Source organism: Galbitalea soli (assembly GCF_010686725.1).
GTDB classification, from domain to species: domain Bacteria; phylum Actinomycetota; class Actinomycetes; order Actinomycetales; family Microbacteriaceae; genus Galbitalea; species Galbitalea soli.
This window is the reverse complement of record NZ_JAAGWZ010000001.1, coordinates 93,623-108,365: the sequence shown is the minus strand read 5'-3', so window position 1 is coordinate 108,365 and position 14,743 is coordinate 93,623. Positions and strand designations below refer to the sequence as shown.

Sequence of the window (14,743 nt, the reverse complement as noted above, 5' to 3'; positions counted from 1 at the left end):
TGACCAGCTACCGTGTCGTGATGTTGACGAGCCTCGGCGCGCGCACGATCACACCCGTGACCGGCTGGTCGCCGATCGAGCGGATCACCGCCGCGGACGCCCGCGCCAGCCGCTCCAGTTCGGCGGAGTCGATCTTCGGCGACACGGTGAGCCGGTCGCGCACCTTGCCGTCGACCTGAACGACCGCGGTCACCGACTCCTCGATGAGAAGCGCCGGATCGGCCTTGCGCCAGAGCGCCTGCGCGACGCTCGGTGCGTAGCCGAGCGTCGCCCACATGTCCTCTGCCGTGTACGGCGCGAAGAGGCTGAGCCCCACCGCGATGACCTCGGTCGCCTCGCGCACCGCGGCGTCGCCGCCGCCGGGACCGCTGTCGATGGTCTTGCGCGTCGCGTTGACGAGCTCCATGAGCCGGGCGACGACGACGTTGAACTTGAACGACTCGATGAGGCCCGGGGCCTCGGCGAGGAAGCGGTGGGTCTGGCGCCGCAGCGCGACATCACCGGTCTTCCACTCGATCTCGGGCGAGCTCGTCACGTCGCCGGCGAGCCGCCATGCGCGGGCCAGGAACTTGGCCGATCCGGCCGGCGAGACGTCGGCCCAGTCGATGTCGTCCTCCGGCGGACCCGCGAAGGCCATGGTGAGGCGCACGGCGTCGACGCCGTGTTCGTCGAGCTGGTCGGAGAGTCGCACGAGGTTGCCCTTGCTCTTCGACATCGCCGAGCCGTCCATGAGCACCATGCCCTGGTTGAGCAGCGCACTGAACGGCTCGGTGAAGCTCACGTAGCCGAGGTCGAACAGCACCTTGGTGATGAACCGCGCGTAGAGCAGGTGCAGGATCGCGTGCGTCACGCCTCCCACGTACTGGTCGACGGGTGCCCACTTGTCGGCCTCGCGCGGGTCGAAGGCGCGCGAGTCGTCGTTCGGGCTCAGGAACCTCAGGAAGTACCAGGAGCTGTCGACGAAGGTGTCCATGGTGTCGGGGTCGCGGCGAGCCGGCGTTCCGTCGACGGGGTTGGTCACGGTGACCCAGTCCTCGGCGGCGCCGAGCGGCGACTGGCCCCTCGGCTGCAGGTCGAGGCCGTCCGTCGGCGGCAGCAGCACGGGCAGCTGATCGTCGGGAACGGGGATGAGCTCGCCGTTCTCGCCGTGGATGATCGGGATCGGGGTGCCCCAGTAGCGCTGGCGAGAGATCAGCCAGTCGCGCAGGCGGTAGGTCTTCGCGGCGCGACCGGTACCCGCCGCCTCGAGCTGCTCGATGATCTTCTTGATCGCGTTGGACTTGCTGAGCCCGTCGAGCGGGCCGGAGTTGATCATCCTGCCATCGCCGACGAGCGCCTTGCCGGTGGCCGCGGGGTCGAGCGGCGGCAGCTCGTCGGGGAGGATCGCCTGCCCGTTCTCGTCCAGTTCGAGGACGGGGACGGCGCCGGTGACGGGCGCGTTGGTGTCGAGCACGACGCGCACGGGGAGACCGAACGCGCGCGCGAAGTCGAGGTCACGCTGGTCGTGCGCAGGCACCGCCATGACGGCGCCGTGGCCGTAGTCGGCGAGCACGTAGTCGGCCGTCCAGATGGGGATGCGCTCGCCGTTCACAGGGTTGATCGCGAATCGGCCGAGTGGAACGCCGGTCTTGTCGCGGGTCGCATCCTGGCGCTCGATCTCGGTGGACTTCTGCACCTGCTCCAGGTAGTCCTGGAACGCCATGCGCACCTCGGGATCGGCGCCCGCGACCAGCTCGGCGGCGAGGTCGGAATCCGGAGCGACCACCATGAACGTCACGCCGTAGAGGGTGTCGGGTCGCGTGGTGAAGACGGTGACCTTATCGGCGCGCCCCTCGATCACGAAGTCGACGTCGGCGCCGCGCGAGCGACCGATCCAGTTGCGCTGCATCGAGATCACCTTGGACGGCCAGGAGCCCTCCAGCTGATTCAGGTCGTCGAGCAGTCGGTCGGCGTAGTCGGTGATCCGCAGGTACCACTGGGTCTTCTTGCGCTTGACGACGACCGCGCCGCTGCGCTCCGAGGTGCCGTCCGGCAGCACCTGCTCGTTGGCGAGGACCGTCTGATCCACCGGATCCCAGTTGACCCAGCTGTCTTTGCGGTAGGCGAGACCCTTCTTGAACATCTCGAGGAACAGCCACTGGTTCCACTTGTAGTACTCGGGGTCGCTCGTGTGCAGCACGCGATCCCAGTCGAAGGAGGTCGCGTAGCGGCGCATCGACTGCTTCTGCTGGTCGATGTTGTCGTAGGTCCACTTGCGCGGGTCGATGCCGCGCTTGATCGCCGCGTTCTCGGCGGGCAGGCCGAAGGAGTCCCAGCCGATCGGGTGCAGCACGTTGAAGCCCTGCAGGCGCCAGTACCGCGCGATCACGTCACCGAGCGCGTAGGCCTCGGCGTGCCCCATGTGCAGGTCGCCGGAGGGGTACGGGAACATGTCGAGTACGTACTTGCGGGGTCGGGTGTCGGCCGGATCGCCGCTGCGGAACGGCTGCAGCTCGTCCCAGACGGGCAGCCACCTCTCCTGCAGCCTGCGGAAGTCGTAGCCCTGCACCTCGGGTGCGTCGGGACGGTCGTGCTCTGGTACCACGGGGAGATCCAATTCGTTGCGGGGAAGGGCCCCGTCATCGTCGACGTGGTCGGCGAAGCTGCCGTTGCCCGCAGACAAGCGTACTAAAGCTGGGGATGACCTGCCCCGGCCCCGACGCAGGCGAGAAGCACCGCGGCCTTCAGCCGCACCTCCGCCAACTCCTCCGCGGGCACGCTCAGCGCCGTGATCCCGCCGCCGGCACCGATCGTCGCGCCCTCCCCGTCGATGACGATGCTGCGGATGGTCATGGCGAGGTCCACCGTGCCGTCCACCCCGAACCAGCCGAACGCCCCCGCGTAGACCCCCCGGGGGCGACCCTCCAGCCGGTCGAGGATGCGGGTGGCACTGCGCTTGGGCGCCCCGGTCATGGAGCCGGCGGGGAAGCAGGCGACGACGGCATCCACCCCCGTCAGCCCCGGGGCGAGGCGCCCGCGCACGGTGCTGACCAGCTGATGCACCTGAGCGTAGGACTCGACGGCGTTGAGGCTGGTGACCTCGACGCTCCCCAGTTCGCTCACGCGCGCGATGTCGTTGCGCATGAGGTCGACGATCATGAGGTTCTCGGCGCGCTCCTTCTCGCTCTCCAGCAGCTCGGCGCGGAGGGCGGCATCCTGGGCGAGGTCGCGCCCGCGCGGGCGCGTGCCCTTGATGGGCTTGGTGACGATCATCCGGTCGGATGTCACGCGCAGGAACTGCTCGGGTGAGGCGCTCAGCAGCGCGATGCCGCCGACCCGGATGATCGCGCCGTGATGGCTCGGGCTCGCGGTGCGCAGGCGGAGGTACACCTCGACGGGGTCGTGGGTGCCTGCGACCGTGGCCTCGTTGGTAAGACAGAGTTGATAGGCGTCGCCGCGCACGATCGCCTCGCGACAGGCCTCGATCTCGGCGAGGTAGCGCTCCTCGTCGGCGTGCCAGCGCGCGACGGCCGGGCTCGCGGACGGCGCGATCGCGGCGCTGGGCGGCGAGGTGAGGGCCCGCTCCACCCCGTCGCGCCACTCGCGGAGTTCGCCCGCCCACTCCGAGCCGAGCGCGACGAGTGCGACCCGCCCCGAGGCGTGGTCGAACTCGACGGCGCGGTCGAGGAAGAGAAAGGCGGCCTCCGGGTGCCGGCCGTCGCGGGTGCGCGCCTCCCCCATCGCGGCGAAGCGGGCCTCGTAGCCGAGCCAGCCGACCCAGCCGAGCGGGAACCCCGCCGGGATGGCCGCGCCGGGGGCGACGGGCGGGGCGGGGGTGACGGGCGCGACGGGCGGGGCGGGGGTGACGGGCGCGACGGGCGAGGCGGGGGTGACGGGCGCGACGGGCACCTCGACGCCGCCCTGGCCCGCCCCGACGCGGGCGAGGTCCGCCGCGAGCTCCGCGAAGAAGGACTCCTCCACACGGTCGCGCACCAGTCGCCGGGATGCCCGGCCCATGATGCTCGTGCCCGCCACCGCATCCGGCCCCGAGTCCAGCCACACGGTGTCGGTCTGCCCCGCGAAGAGCGCGAGGTAGGCGGCGGCGGGATCGACAGCGCGGGCGAGCGGATACCGCAGGACTCGGGGGCGCATACCCTAACTCTATGAGCGTCGAAAGCATTCACCGCTGGCACGGCGGCGAGCTGCACCCGCTCGACTACTGCGACATGACGGAGACCTCGATCGCGGCGGCGGATTCCTGGTTCGTCACGGAGGGCACGGCGCTCGCCCTCGGCCTGCACCGCGAGCGATTCCTGGCCGCGGTGACCGAGGCGGTCACCGAGGCCGCAGCGACCGAGGCGGGCGGCGAGGCGGGTGACGCGGTCGAGCCCCACCTCGCGCTCGCGGCACTGAACCCCGTCGGATTCTGGGACGCCTCGCGCGCCGTCATTCCGCGCACCGGGGACTGGTTCCCCCGCGTGGAGCTGCAGCACCGCGCAGCGGGCGGCTGGCTGCTCGTGCTCCGACTGCGCTCCGCCCCCGAGCGGTCCCGCTCCGTCGTCGTCGCCTCGTGGGGCGGCGAGGACCCGCGCACGCACCCGCGCCGGAAGGGCCCCGACCTCGCCGCGATGCTCGCGCTGCGCACCGCGGTGCAGCCGGCCGGGGCCGGGGAGGCGGTCATCCTCACCCCGGAGGGATTCGTCGTGGAGGGCGCCTACAGCGCGCTGCTCTGGTGGCGCGGCGAGATCCTGTGCCGACCGCTCGACGAGTTCGAACGGGTCGACAGCGTGACCGCGCGCAGCGTGCTCGCCCTCGCGGCCGCTCTCGGGGTGGAGACCTTCGCGGAGGCCGTCACGCCGGCCGAGCTCGCCGGCACCGAGCTGTGGTCGCTGAGCGCCCTGCACGGGATCAGGATCGTGACCGCGTGGGTGGACGGTCCCGCGCTCGCTGAGCTCCCCGGCCGGTTATCCACCTGGCGCGCCCGACTCGATGCTCTCCGTAAGCCGCTGTAGCTAGTCTCGGTACCGTGAACGAGATCCTGGACGGACTCTTGTCGACGGTGCAGTCGGTCGATCCCGTGCTGCGCGTGCTCATCACCGGCATCGCGATGGTGTTCGAAACCTCGGTGCTGCTGGGGCTCGTGGTGCCCGGCGACACGATCGTGCTCGTGTCGTCCACGGGGGTCGACGGTCCGGTGCAGTACGTGGCACTCGCGCTCGCGGTGATCGCGGGGGCGCTGTGCGGGGAGTCGATCGGCTTCTCACTCGGTCGATTCTTCGGCCCGCGCATCCGTGCCTCGCGCCTGGGCCGGCGACTCGGCGAACGCAACTGGGTGCGCGCCGAGACCTATCTCGAGCGGCGCGGCGGAGTCGCGGTCTTCATCTCGCGCTTTCTGCCCGTGTTCCACTCGCTCGTGCCGCTCGTGGTCGGCACGAGCGCCATGCGCTACGGACGATTCATCGCGTGGACGGCGCCGGCCTGCGTGCTGTGGGCATTCGCGTATGTGTCGGTCGGCGCCTTCGCGGCGGGCGGCTACCGGCAGCTGTCCGGCCAGCTGCACGTCGCCGGCTACCTGTTCGTCGCCGTGGTGGGCGCGGCCCTGCTCGTGATCTATCTCGTCAAGAAGCTCATCGAGCGCAGCGAAGACAAGCACATGCGGCACCCCGGGGAATGAGTCGAGGGGCGGATGCCCGGCATCCGCCCCTCGTCCCGCACATCGCTGACCCGGCTCTAGAAGAGCGCCGCCTTCGCGAGCCACGCCTTGGCGGCGTCGGCGGGAGCGGTCTTGCTGTCGCCCGAGACCTCGGTGTTGAGCGCGAGGAGGTCCTGCGTGGTGAGGGCGGCGGAGACCTTGTTGAGCACGCTCGTCAGCTTGGCGTCGACCTTGCTGCTGCTCACGATCGGCACGACCTCCTGCGAGGCGAAGAGGCTCTTCGGGTCGCTGAGGGTCACGAGCTTGTTCGCCAGGATCGACGGCGTCGTGCTGTAGATGTCGGCCACGTCGACCGTGCCGTCGAGCAGCGCCTTCAGGGTGGCCGGGCCACCGCCGTCGCTGATCGCGGTGAACTTCAGGTTGGTCAGCCCGTAGATGCTCTGCAGACCCTTGATGCCGTCGGGCCGGGTCTGGAACTCGGGGTTGGCCGCGATCTTCACCGTCGAGAGCTTCGACAGATCGGCGATCGAGCTGAGTCCGTTCTTGGCGGCGAAGGCGGGCGTGACGTTGAGCGAGTCGCTGTCGGCCGCCGACGACGGGGTGAGCGCCTTGAGGCTGGCCGGCAGGGCGGCGTCGAGGGCCGCCTTCACGTCGGCCGACGAGCTGGCCGTCGCCGACTTGCTCAGGTAGGCGAGGATGCTGCCGGAGTACTCGGGGATGAGGTTGACCTCGCCCTTCTCGAGCGCGGGGACGTAGGCTGCCCGGGCGCCGATGTTGAGCTTGTAGCTCACGTGGTAGCCGTTGGCGGCGAGCGCCTGACCGTAGATGTCGGCGAGGATCTCGTTCTCGCTGAAGTTGGCCGAACCGACGACGATCGACGTCTTGGCCTTGGTGCCCGAGTTGCCGCTCAGGGTCGAGGAGCTGGACGAGCACCCCGCGAGCAGCACCGCGGTGACTGCTGCGATCGCGCCGACCGCGATCATGCCTCTTCTTGATCCGAACATTGTGCGTCTACCTTCCTAGTGGGCGTCCTGCGTGAGCGCGACGGGCTTCTTCCCGTCGCGTGCTGTGGTGCGGTGTCGGTCGGTTCCGCGGGACACCCCTCGCGGACCGACGAGTCTCTGGACGACGGCGAGCACGCCGTCGAGGAGCAGGGCGAGGGCGGCGACGAGGATCGCCCCCGCCGTCATCTTCACGTAGTCGGCCTGCGCGAGGCCGTCGATGATGAAGGTTCCGAGGCTCTGCAGGCCGAAGACAGAGGCGAGCGCCACGGTCGCGACGATCTGAAGCGCGGCCGCCCTGAGGCCGCCCAGCAGGAGCGGGGCGGCGAGCGGGATCTCGACCTTCCTCAGTATCTGGAACTCGGTCATGCCCACGGCGCGGGCGGCGTCGATGGTCTGCCGGTCGAGGGATTCGAGCCCCGCGTAGGCACCCGCGAGGAGGGGCGGGATGCCGAGCACCACGAGGACGACGACCGGGGGCACGTCACCGATGCCGAGCAGGAGGATGAGCGCGGAGAGGAGCCCGAGGGTGGGGAGCGCGCGAGCCGCGTTGCTGGCACCGATCGCCACCCGGCGGAAACGGCCGGTGTGGCCGATGTACAGCCCGAGCGGTCCGGCGATGACGACCGTGATCAGCACGCTCACGGCCGTGAGGAAGAGGTGGTGCACGAGCGCGTCGCCGATGCCCGAGCCCTCGGCGGTCGTCACCCAGTGCCTCGGGGCGAGGATCCACGCGAAGCCCGCTCCGAACAGATTCACGCGGTCACCCCCGCGGGTCGGCGGGACGCCCGCGTGCGGGCGGGGCGCCGGTTCCAGGGCATGAGAAGCCGCCCGACCGTGGTGATGATGACGTCGAAGACCGCGGCGACGATGAGCACGGCCACGATCCCGGTCACGATCTCGATCTGGAAGTCGAGCTGGAAGCCGTTCGTGAACAGCTGCCCGAGCGTGCTGATGCCGATGACCGCGCCCACGGTGGCGAGGCTCACCGTGCTCACCGACACCACGCGCACGCCGGCGAGCAGCACCGGGCCCGCGAGGGGCAGCTCGACCGCGAAGAAGCGCTGAACGCCGGAGTAGCCGATCGCGCGGGCGGACTCCCGCACGTCGTCACTCACCGAGCTGAACGCGTCGGTGGAGGAGCGCACCATGATGGCGATCGCGTAGACGGTCAGCGCCCGCAGGAGGTTCTGCGGGTCGAGGATGGCGGTGCCGAGTGCGACCGGCAGCACGACGATCAGCACGAGCGCGGGGATCGTGTAGAGCACGCTGCCGAGGCCGAGCAGGATCGCCCGCGCGACGCGCGACCGGGATGCCCAGTAGCCGAGCGGTATGGAGAGGATGAATCCCAGGATGATCGGGGGAACGCTCACCGCGACGTGATCGACGACGAGCCCCCAGATCATGGGGAGGCTTCTCCATACCCAGTCCATCAGGCGTCGCCCGCCTGGGAGGTCTTGTTGGACACGCTGCGCGACTTGGGGCTCGCGCTGCCCGAGGCGAGCTTGCCCCCGGGCGCGGAGATCACGCCCGCGGCGTATCCGCCGGCGTCGATCAGCAGGACGTCGTCGCCGCGGGCCGGGACATCGGCGCTGACGGTGAGGCGCCGCTTGCCGCGATCGGCCCCGATGAAGCTCGCCACGAAGTCACTGGCTGGGTTGGCGAGGATCTCCTCCGGCGACCCCTGCTGCGCGATCGTCGCGCCCTTCTCGAGGATGATCACCTGGTCGCCGAGCAGAAACGCCTCGTCGATGTCGTGCGTGACGAAGACGATGGTCTTGTCGAGCTCCCGCTGGAGACGGATGGTCTCGGCCTGCAGATCGGTGCGCACGATGGGATCGACCGCCCCGAAGGGTTCGTCCATCAGGAGGATGTTCGGATTGGCGGCGAGCCCGCGGGCGACGCCCACGCGCTGCTGCTGCCCGCCGGAGAGCTCACCCGGATAACGGTTTGCGAGCGCGCGATCGAGACCCACCGTGTCGAGCAGTTCGAGGGCGCGCGCGTGCGCCTCGGCCTTCGGCACCCTCGTGAGGAGGAGGACGGTGGCGATGTTGTCGATGACGCGGCGGTGCGGGAGGAGTCCGGAGTTCTGCATCACGTAGCCGATGCTGCGACGCAGGGCGACCGGCTCGGTGGCCGCGATGTCATGACCGTCGATCTCGATGACGCCCTCGGTGGGGTCGACCATGCGGTTGATCATCCGCAGCAGTGTCGTCTTGCCGCAGCCGGACGAGCCCACGAACACGGTCGTCTTGCGACTCGGGATGACGGCGCTGAACTCGCTGACGGCACGAGTGCCATCGGCATACTGCTTCGTCACCGAGCGGAACTCGATCATGTGTTGCGGCTCATTCCTCGCGGGGGCACGAATCGACGCCAGCCATCGACCATTCCAACACTATTCGGAGCCGATGACATTCCCGCGGGGAATGAAATTTTCCGTCATCATCGCGACCGTCGGCGATGACGCGCCGCGCGGTCGCCCGCGCGGTGACCCGGCTATGCCGGGCCGAAGGCCTTCTCGAGGATGTCGCGCACGATCGAGCGGGCGCTCGCGAGGAACGCCGCGTCGCCGGCCGCGTCACGGGCGAAGGCCCGCGCGATGAGCGCGTCGGAGACCTCGATCGCGTTCTCGAGCGCGAAGAGGTGGTCGGCCGACTTCTCGATTCCGAACCGCTCCGAGAGCATGGTGAGGATCGCGTCGGAGACCCGGCTGTTGAAGGTGGTCGGCAGCGGGGCGGGACGAAGGTCGATGACGTCACCGCTGCGGAGCGAGGCGAAGCCGGGCTCGGAGCGGAAGGCCTCCACGAACGCGGCGAACGCGCCGTCCACGGCGGCGAGCCACGTCGTCGCGGCGGGGTCGCTGATCGCCTCGTGCACCGAGGTGAGCACGCGCTCCAGATTGCGGGAGGCGAGCGCCTGGAGCACCGCGATGCGGTCGGGGAAGTAGCGGTAGACGGTGCCGATGGAGGCACCCGCACGCTCGGCGACCATGGCGGTCGTGAGACGCTCGTAACCGAGCTCGTCGACGGCGGCCGCGGCCGCATCCAGCAGTGCGGTCAGGCGCGCGGTCGACCGGGCCTGAACGGGCTCATTGCGCAATTGCGCGGACGCCCCGAGCTGGCTCTCGATGAGGTCTGTGATCGGCACTGGGTCTCCTTCGTGTCTGTGAGCGAAATACTAGCGCGCCCCCGAAGCGGGGGCGGCAAAAACCACGCGACTTTCTCACGTCTTTGAAGATTGACAGGATTGGGGCATGTGCGGACGCTTTGCTCTCGACCGGAAGACCACCGATCTCGTCACCCTCTTCGACGTCGATATCGAGGGCGACCGCCTACCGGAGCCTTCCTCGAATATTGCTCCGACCCAGCGTATTGCAGTCGTGATCGATTCGCTCCCCCGGGGTGAGGAGTTTCCCGAACCCGTCCGCCGACTCGAGTCCGCCCGCTGGGGGCTCGTTCCCGGATGGGCGGCGAGCCCCACCCAGAGCGCGCCGTTGTTCAATGCCCGGGTTGAGACCGTGCAGCAGAAGCCCAGCTTCGAGAAGGCCTTCGCACACCGGCGGGCGGTCATCCCGGCGAGCGGGTACTACGAGTGGGAGACGCGGGCGGACGGCACAGTCGCGCAGTTCATCCACGCGCCCGGACACGAACTGCTCCTGTTCGCCGGGCTCTACGAGTGGTGGAAGAACACGGAGGCGCCGGAGGGCTCGCCCGAGCGGTGGCTGCTGTCGGCGACCATCCTCACCTGCCCCTCCACCGGCGGTCTCGCCGAACTCCACGAGCGCATGCCGGTGTTCCTCGACGCCGACCTCGTCGAGACCTGGCTGGATCCGGTCGAGGAGGGCACCGAGGAGCTGCTCGACCAGCTCGTCGCCGGTGCCGCGGAGGTCGCGGATCGCGTGCTGATCGAGCCCCGGAGCCCCGTCGGCGCGGAGTGACGTGTCAGGATGGAGTCATGGCTCCCCGACCCGGCAGTGCCGCCGCGAACGGCGAGCTGATCCTGCATCGCGCCGCGCGGATGGAGGACGCGTTCCACCACTTCCGGGAGGTGCGGGCGCGTCGGCGCGGTCTGCTGCCGGCGGTCATCCCCTACGCCGGGTACGGCGGCACGGGCTGGGTCCGCGTGCTCGGCCGGGTGCTGCTGGCGAAGCCGCCGAAGAAGGGCGAGGCGCCGCAGACGCGCGCGCGGAACATCCGCGGCTGGCGCAGTTTCACGAGCGTTCCCGCGGGCGCCGTGCAGGTCACGATTCAGGCGGGCGGCCAGGAGTTCCGAGTCAAGGCCGACCGCGGCGGCGTGGTCGACACGCGGATCGAGGTGAAGCTGCCGGTCGGCTGGAACACCATCTCGCTGCGCACCGACGACTCGGCCGCGGTCGACGCGCCCGTCCACATCGTCGACCCCGCGGTGCGGATCGGCCTCATCTCGGACATCGACGACACCGTCATGGTCACCGCGCTCCCCCGCCCCTTCCTCGCCGCCTGGAACACCTTCGTGCTCGACGAGCACGCCCGGCGGCCCGTTCCCGGAATGGCCGTGCTGTACGAGCGTCTGGCCCGCGCCCACCGTGACGCCCCCGTGCTGTACCTCTCCACCGGCGCCTGGAACGTCGCCCCGACCCTCACCCGCTTCCTCTCGCGCAACCTGTATCCCGCGGGTCCGCTGCTGCTGACGGACTGGGGGCCGACCCACGATCGCCTGTTCCGCAGCGGCCGGGAGCACAAGCGCGCCTCGCTCGAGCGGCTCGCGGCGGAATTCCCGGAGATGCGTTGGATCCTCGTGGGCGACGACGGCCAGCACGACGAGGAGCTGTACGGCCACTTCGCGACCGAGCACCCCGCCAACGTCGCGGCGGTCTGTATCCGGCAGCTCTCGCCGGGCGAGGCGGTGTTCGCGGGCGGTCGCAGCGAGAACGGCGAGCGGGCGGCGATGACCGACGTGCCCTGGCTGTACGCCTCCGATGGCGCCGGGCTCTCGGAGCTCCTCGCCGACGTCGGCCTGCTGCCGCACTACCCGAATGGCATCGGTGGCTGAATTGCAGTGATGCAATAGTCACTTTTATGCTTTTTATTGGCACTTTGACGTGCTAAAACTATAAGTGTGCGTATTAGAGAGCAGCATTTCACCACCGAGGAGTGGGAGCAGCGGGTCGGTGCGGAGTTCCGCTCGATGCGGCTGGCCGACGGTCGCGATCAGGCCGGCCTGGCGCGGGATGCGGCGGTGAGCCTGGGGGCGCTGCGCCACCTCGAACGGGGCGAGGGCTCCACGCTGCGGACGGTCATCCGCGTGGCCCGGGCGCTGGGTCGCGAGGACTGGCTCGACGCGCTCGCGCCCGCCGTGACGGTCAGCCCGCTCGACCTCATGCGCGAGCGGCGCACACCGCGGCAGCGGGTCTACCGGGAGCGCGGCGGCAGCGCATGAGTTACCAGCCGGTCGACGCGGTCGAGGTCAGCGCCTGGGGGCACCGCGTGGGCGTCGTCGCCCCGGACCCGGGGCTCGGCTTCTACGTCTTCGAGTACTACCCCGACTGGATCGCGCGCGGAATCGAGCTCGCCCCGCTGACCATGCCCGCGCGCCGCGGCCGCTGGGTCTTCCCGGCCCTGCCCGAGGCCACCTTCCACCGTCTTCCAGCGCTCCTCGCCGACTCGCTGCCCGACGACTTCGGCAACGCGCTCATCGATGCCTGGCTCGCCGGCCAGGGCGTTCGGCGGGCCGACATCACGCCGCTCGACCGGCTCGCGTACATGGCGGGGCGCGCGATGGGCGCGCTCGAATTCCGCCCCAGTCGCGGGCCGCGGCATCGCGTGCCGAGCGCGGTCGAGCTGGGCGACCTCGTGCAGGGCGCGCGGGCGCTGCTCGGCGGACGATTCGCCTCGGATGGCGACACCGAGGAGGCCCTGCAGAGCCTCATCCGCGTCGGCACCTCCGCGGGTGGAGCGCGGGCGAAGGCCGTCATCGCGTGGAACCGGGCGACGGGCGAGATCCGCTCCGGGCAGCTGCCGGCCGACGAGGGCTTCGAGTACTGGCTCGTCAAGCTCGACGGCGTAGGCCCCGATCGCGAACTCGGCATGGGGCAGGCCTATGGGCGGATCGAGTACGCCTACCACCTGATGGCCGTCGCGGCGGGAATCCGGATGACCGAGTGCCGCCTTCTCGAGGAGAACGGCCGCGCGCACTTCCTGACCCGCCGCTTCGACCGGGGCGACGACGGCCGGCGCATCCACACCCTCACCCTCTGCGACCTGGCCGAGATCGACTTCCGCCGGCGCGGTGCGAACGACTACGCCCAGTTGTTCCAGGCGATGGCCGAGCTGGGACTCGGGCCCCGGGACCGTGCCGAGGCGTTCCGAAGGATGGCGTTCAACGTGCTCGCCCGCAACTGCGACGACCACAGCAAGAACCACTCCTTCCTGCTCGATGGGCCGGGGGCGAGCTGGGAGCTGTCGCCCGCCTACGACCTCACCTTCGCGTACAACCCTTCTGGGGAGTGGACGTACCAGCACCTCATGGCGGTGGACGGGAGGTTCCGCGACATCGGCCGCGCCGAGCTGATGCGGGTCGCCGACCGCTTCGAGGTGCCGGGCGCGGCCGCCGCGCTGCGCGAGGTGGAGGCCGCCGTCGCGCGCTGGGAGGAGTTCGCGGGGGCCGCGGGACTCCTCCCCGGGCTGACGACGGAGATCCGCCGCAGCTTCGCGGAGCTCTGAGCGGTCAGGCCGTCGGCAGCTGCTTCCACGACCGGGGTCCCGCCGAGCCCGCGCGATAGTTGTCGAGCGGAACCGCGTCCTTACGCCAGGCGGCGAGGACGGGGCCGACGATGCGCCAGCACTCCTCGGCGACGTCGCCGCGCACGGAGAGCGTCGGGTCGCCGGTGAGGATCCCCTCCAGCACCTCGCCGTAGGCGCCGAGGGCCGAGTCCTGCATCGTGGCGCTGAGGGTGACCCGGTCGAGCGCGAAGGGATCGCCCTCGCCGTTCACGTTGAGGTCGAGGTGCATGAGGTGAGGATCGAGGGCGATGCGGAGCTGGGTCGCGCCCGTCGTTCCGGTGAGCCCGGTCGGGAGGTGCGGCACGGGCTTGAAGGTGATGACGATGGCCTTGTCGTCGTCGGCGAGCGCCTTGCCCGAGCGAAGGATGAACGGCACGCCCGCCCAGCGCCAGTTGTTCACGGCGAGCGCGATCTCGGCGAGCGTCTCGGTGCCGCGGGACGGGTCGACACCGGGCTCCTTCACGTAGGCCGGGAGCCGCTTGCCGTCGATCTCACCCGCCGTGTATCGCGCCCGCCGGGTGGCCGCCTGCGGCGAGTTCTCCCACAGGCGGGTGGCACGGAGGGCCTGCGCCATCGCCCCGCGGAGGTCATCCGAGTCGAGCGTCGACGGCGGCTCCATCGCGACGACCGCGAGCACCTGCAGGAGGTGGCTCTGGATCATGTCGGTCAGCGCCCCCGCGTGGTCGTAGTACCCCGCGCGCGATTCGAGGCCGAGGCTCTCGTCGTAGCCGATCTCGACCCGCTCGATGTTGGTGGCGTTCCAGCTCTGCTCGAAGACACGGTTGGCGAAGCGGAGTCCCAGGATGTTGAGCACGGTGGACTTGGCGAGGAAGTGGTCGACGCGATGGATCTGCCGCTCGGGCAGGAAGCCGGCCAGCAGCCGGTTGAGCGCCTGCGCGCTGCGCAGATCGGTGCCGAACGGCTTCTCGAGTGCGAGCACTATTCCACGCGGGAGCCTCATCGTCGCGAGGGTCTCGCACACCCGCTCGGTGACCGCGGGAGGCAGCGCGAAGTACAGCGCGGGGATTCCCGGGCAGGCCTCGAGGATCATGGCGAGATCGGCGGCCGAGGTCGCATCGGCGTCGAAGTAGCGGCTCGCCGAGATGACGCCGGCCTGTTTGCGCACGTCGATCCCACCCGCGGTGAAGGATGCGGTGACCCGCTTGTGCCAGGCGCTCGCCGTCATCGGCTCCGAGCCGACCCCGATGAGGTCGACCTCGAGATCGGGCCGCGAGTCGAGGAGCTGGGCGAGGCCGGGGAGCAGGAGTCGGGCGGTGAGGTCGCCGCTCGCTCCGAGTATCACGAGAGTGCGGCGGGGAGAGGTCATGTCTCCAAACTAACTGTCA

At 70.2% G+C, this 14,743-nt stretch carries 14 protein-coding genes; 6 read left to right on the top strand and 8 right to left on the bottom strand.

Features of this window, described 5'->3' with window-relative positions; all coding sequences use genetic code 11:
* Nucleotides 1-7: 7 nt before the first annotated feature.
* Both leuS and G3T37_RS00480 read right to left on the bottom strand, forming a co-directional pair.
* On the bottom strand, nucleotides 8-2,584 hold the full coding sequence (gene leuS, locus G3T37_RS00485; protein WP_163472531.1) for a leucine--tRNA ligase: 2,577 nt from the start codon (nucleotides 2,582-2,584) through the stop codon (nucleotides 8-10).
* An 83-nt stretch (nucleotides 2,585-2,667) separates the two neighbouring features.
* Nucleotides 2,668-4,131: an anthranilate synthase component I family protein gene (locus G3T37_RS00480; protein WP_241732039.1), complete on the bottom strand. Its 1,464-nt coding sequence runs from the start codon at nucleotides 4,129-4,131 to the stop codon at nucleotides 2,668-2,670.
* An 11-nt stretch (nucleotides 4,132-4,142) separates the two neighbouring features.
* Between G3T37_RS00480 and G3T37_RS00475 the strand changes: the two genes are divergently transcribed.
* Together G3T37_RS00475 and G3T37_RS00470 are read left to right on the top strand one after the other, a co-directional pair.
* On the top strand, nucleotides 4,143-4,991 hold the full coding sequence (locus G3T37_RS00475; protein WP_163471455.1) for an aminotransferase class IV: 849 nt from the start codon (nucleotides 4,143-4,145) through the stop codon (nucleotides 4,989-4,991).
* A 14-nt stretch (nucleotides 4,992-5,005) separates the two neighbouring features.
* Nucleotides 5,006-5,653, top strand: a complete 648-nt coding sequence (locus G3T37_RS00470) for a VTT domain-containing protein (protein WP_163471452.1) — start codon at nucleotides 5,006-5,008, stop codon at nucleotides 5,651-5,653.
* A gap of 56 nt (nucleotides 5,654-5,709) precedes the next feature.
* Here the strand turns inward: G3T37_RS00470 and G3T37_RS00465 are convergent, their stop codons facing one another.
* The 5 genes from G3T37_RS00465 to G3T37_RS00445 all read right to left on the bottom strand — a co-directional run bounded on the left by G3T37_RS00465 (nucleotide 5,710) and on the right by G3T37_RS00445 (nucleotide 9,783).
* Complete coding sequence (locus G3T37_RS00465) at nucleotides 5,710-6,615, bottom strand: ABC transporter substrate-binding protein (protein ID WP_206673781.1); 906 nt, start codon at nucleotides 6,613-6,615, stop codon at nucleotides 5,710-5,712.
* Nucleotides 6,616-6,651: 36 nt separating this feature from the next.
* A complete protein-coding gene (locus tag G3T37_RS00460) occupies nucleotides 6,652-7,392 on the bottom strand; it encodes an ABC transporter permease subunit (RefSeq protein WP_206673780.1) in 741 nt (246 codons plus the stop codon).
* On the bottom strand, nucleotides 7,389-8,039 hold the full coding sequence (locus G3T37_RS00455; RefSeq protein ID WP_241732038.1) for an ABC transporter permease: 651 nt from the start codon (nucleotides 8,037-8,039) through the stop codon (nucleotides 7,389-7,391). Before G3T37_RS00455 ends, G3T37_RS00460 begins: the two co-directional genes overlap by 4 nt.
* Before the next feature lie 26 nt (nucleotides 8,040-8,065).
* The gene (locus tag G3T37_RS00450; protein WP_163471446.1) at nucleotides 8,066-8,971 is read right to left on the bottom strand and encodes an ABC transporter ATP-binding protein; all 906 of its coding nucleotides are present in this window, start codon (nucleotides 8,969-8,971) and stop codon (nucleotides 8,066-8,068) included.
* A 161-nt stretch (nucleotides 8,972-9,132) separates the two neighbouring features.
* The gene (locus G3T37_RS00445; protein WP_163471444.1) at nucleotides 9,133-9,783 is read right to left on the bottom strand and encodes a TetR family transcriptional regulator; all 651 of its coding nucleotides are present in this window, start codon (nucleotides 9,781-9,783) and stop codon (nucleotides 9,133-9,135) included.
* Between the two features lie 106 nt (nucleotides 9,784-9,889).
* On the opposite strand from G3T37_RS00445, the gene G3T37_RS00440 reads away from it, so the two are divergent.
* The 4 genes from G3T37_RS00440 to G3T37_RS00425 all read left to right on the top strand — a co-directional run bounded on the left by G3T37_RS00440 (nucleotide 9,890) and on the right by G3T37_RS00425 (nucleotide 13,337).
* A complete protein-coding gene (locus G3T37_RS00440) occupies nucleotides 9,890-10,573 on the top strand; it encodes an SOS response-associated peptidase (protein ID WP_163471442.1) in 684 nt (227 codons plus the stop codon).
* 17 nt (nucleotides 10,574-10,590) lie between these two features.
* Nucleotides 10,591-11,667 carry an App1 family protein gene (locus tag G3T37_RS00435; RefSeq protein WP_163471440.1) on the top strand — a complete coding sequence of 359 codons (1,077 nt, stop codon included), beginning with the start codon at nucleotides 10,591-10,593 and terminating at the stop codon, nucleotides 11,665-11,667.
* Between the two features lie 66 nt (nucleotides 11,668-11,733).
* A complete protein-coding gene (locus tag G3T37_RS00430) occupies nucleotides 11,734-12,054 on the top strand; it encodes a helix-turn-helix domain-containing protein (RefSeq protein ID WP_206673779.1) in 321 nt (106 codons plus the stop codon).
* On the top strand, nucleotides 12,051-13,337 hold the full coding sequence (locus G3T37_RS00425; RefSeq protein WP_163471438.1) for a type II toxin-antitoxin system HipA family toxin: 1,287 nt from the start codon (nucleotides 12,051-12,053) through the stop codon (nucleotides 13,335-13,337). Before G3T37_RS00430 ends, G3T37_RS00425 begins: the two co-directional genes overlap by 4 nt.
* A 4-nt stretch (nucleotides 13,338-13,341) precedes the next feature.
* Here the strand turns inward: G3T37_RS00425 and G3T37_RS00420 are convergent, their stop codons facing one another.
* Nucleotides 13,342-14,724, bottom strand: coding sequence for a glucose-6-phosphate dehydrogenase (locus tag G3T37_RS00420; protein ID WP_163471436.1), 1,383 nt, complete (start codon nucleotides 14,722-14,724; stop codon nucleotides 13,342-13,344).
* Between the last annotated feature and the right edge of the window lie 19 nt (nucleotides 14,725-14,743).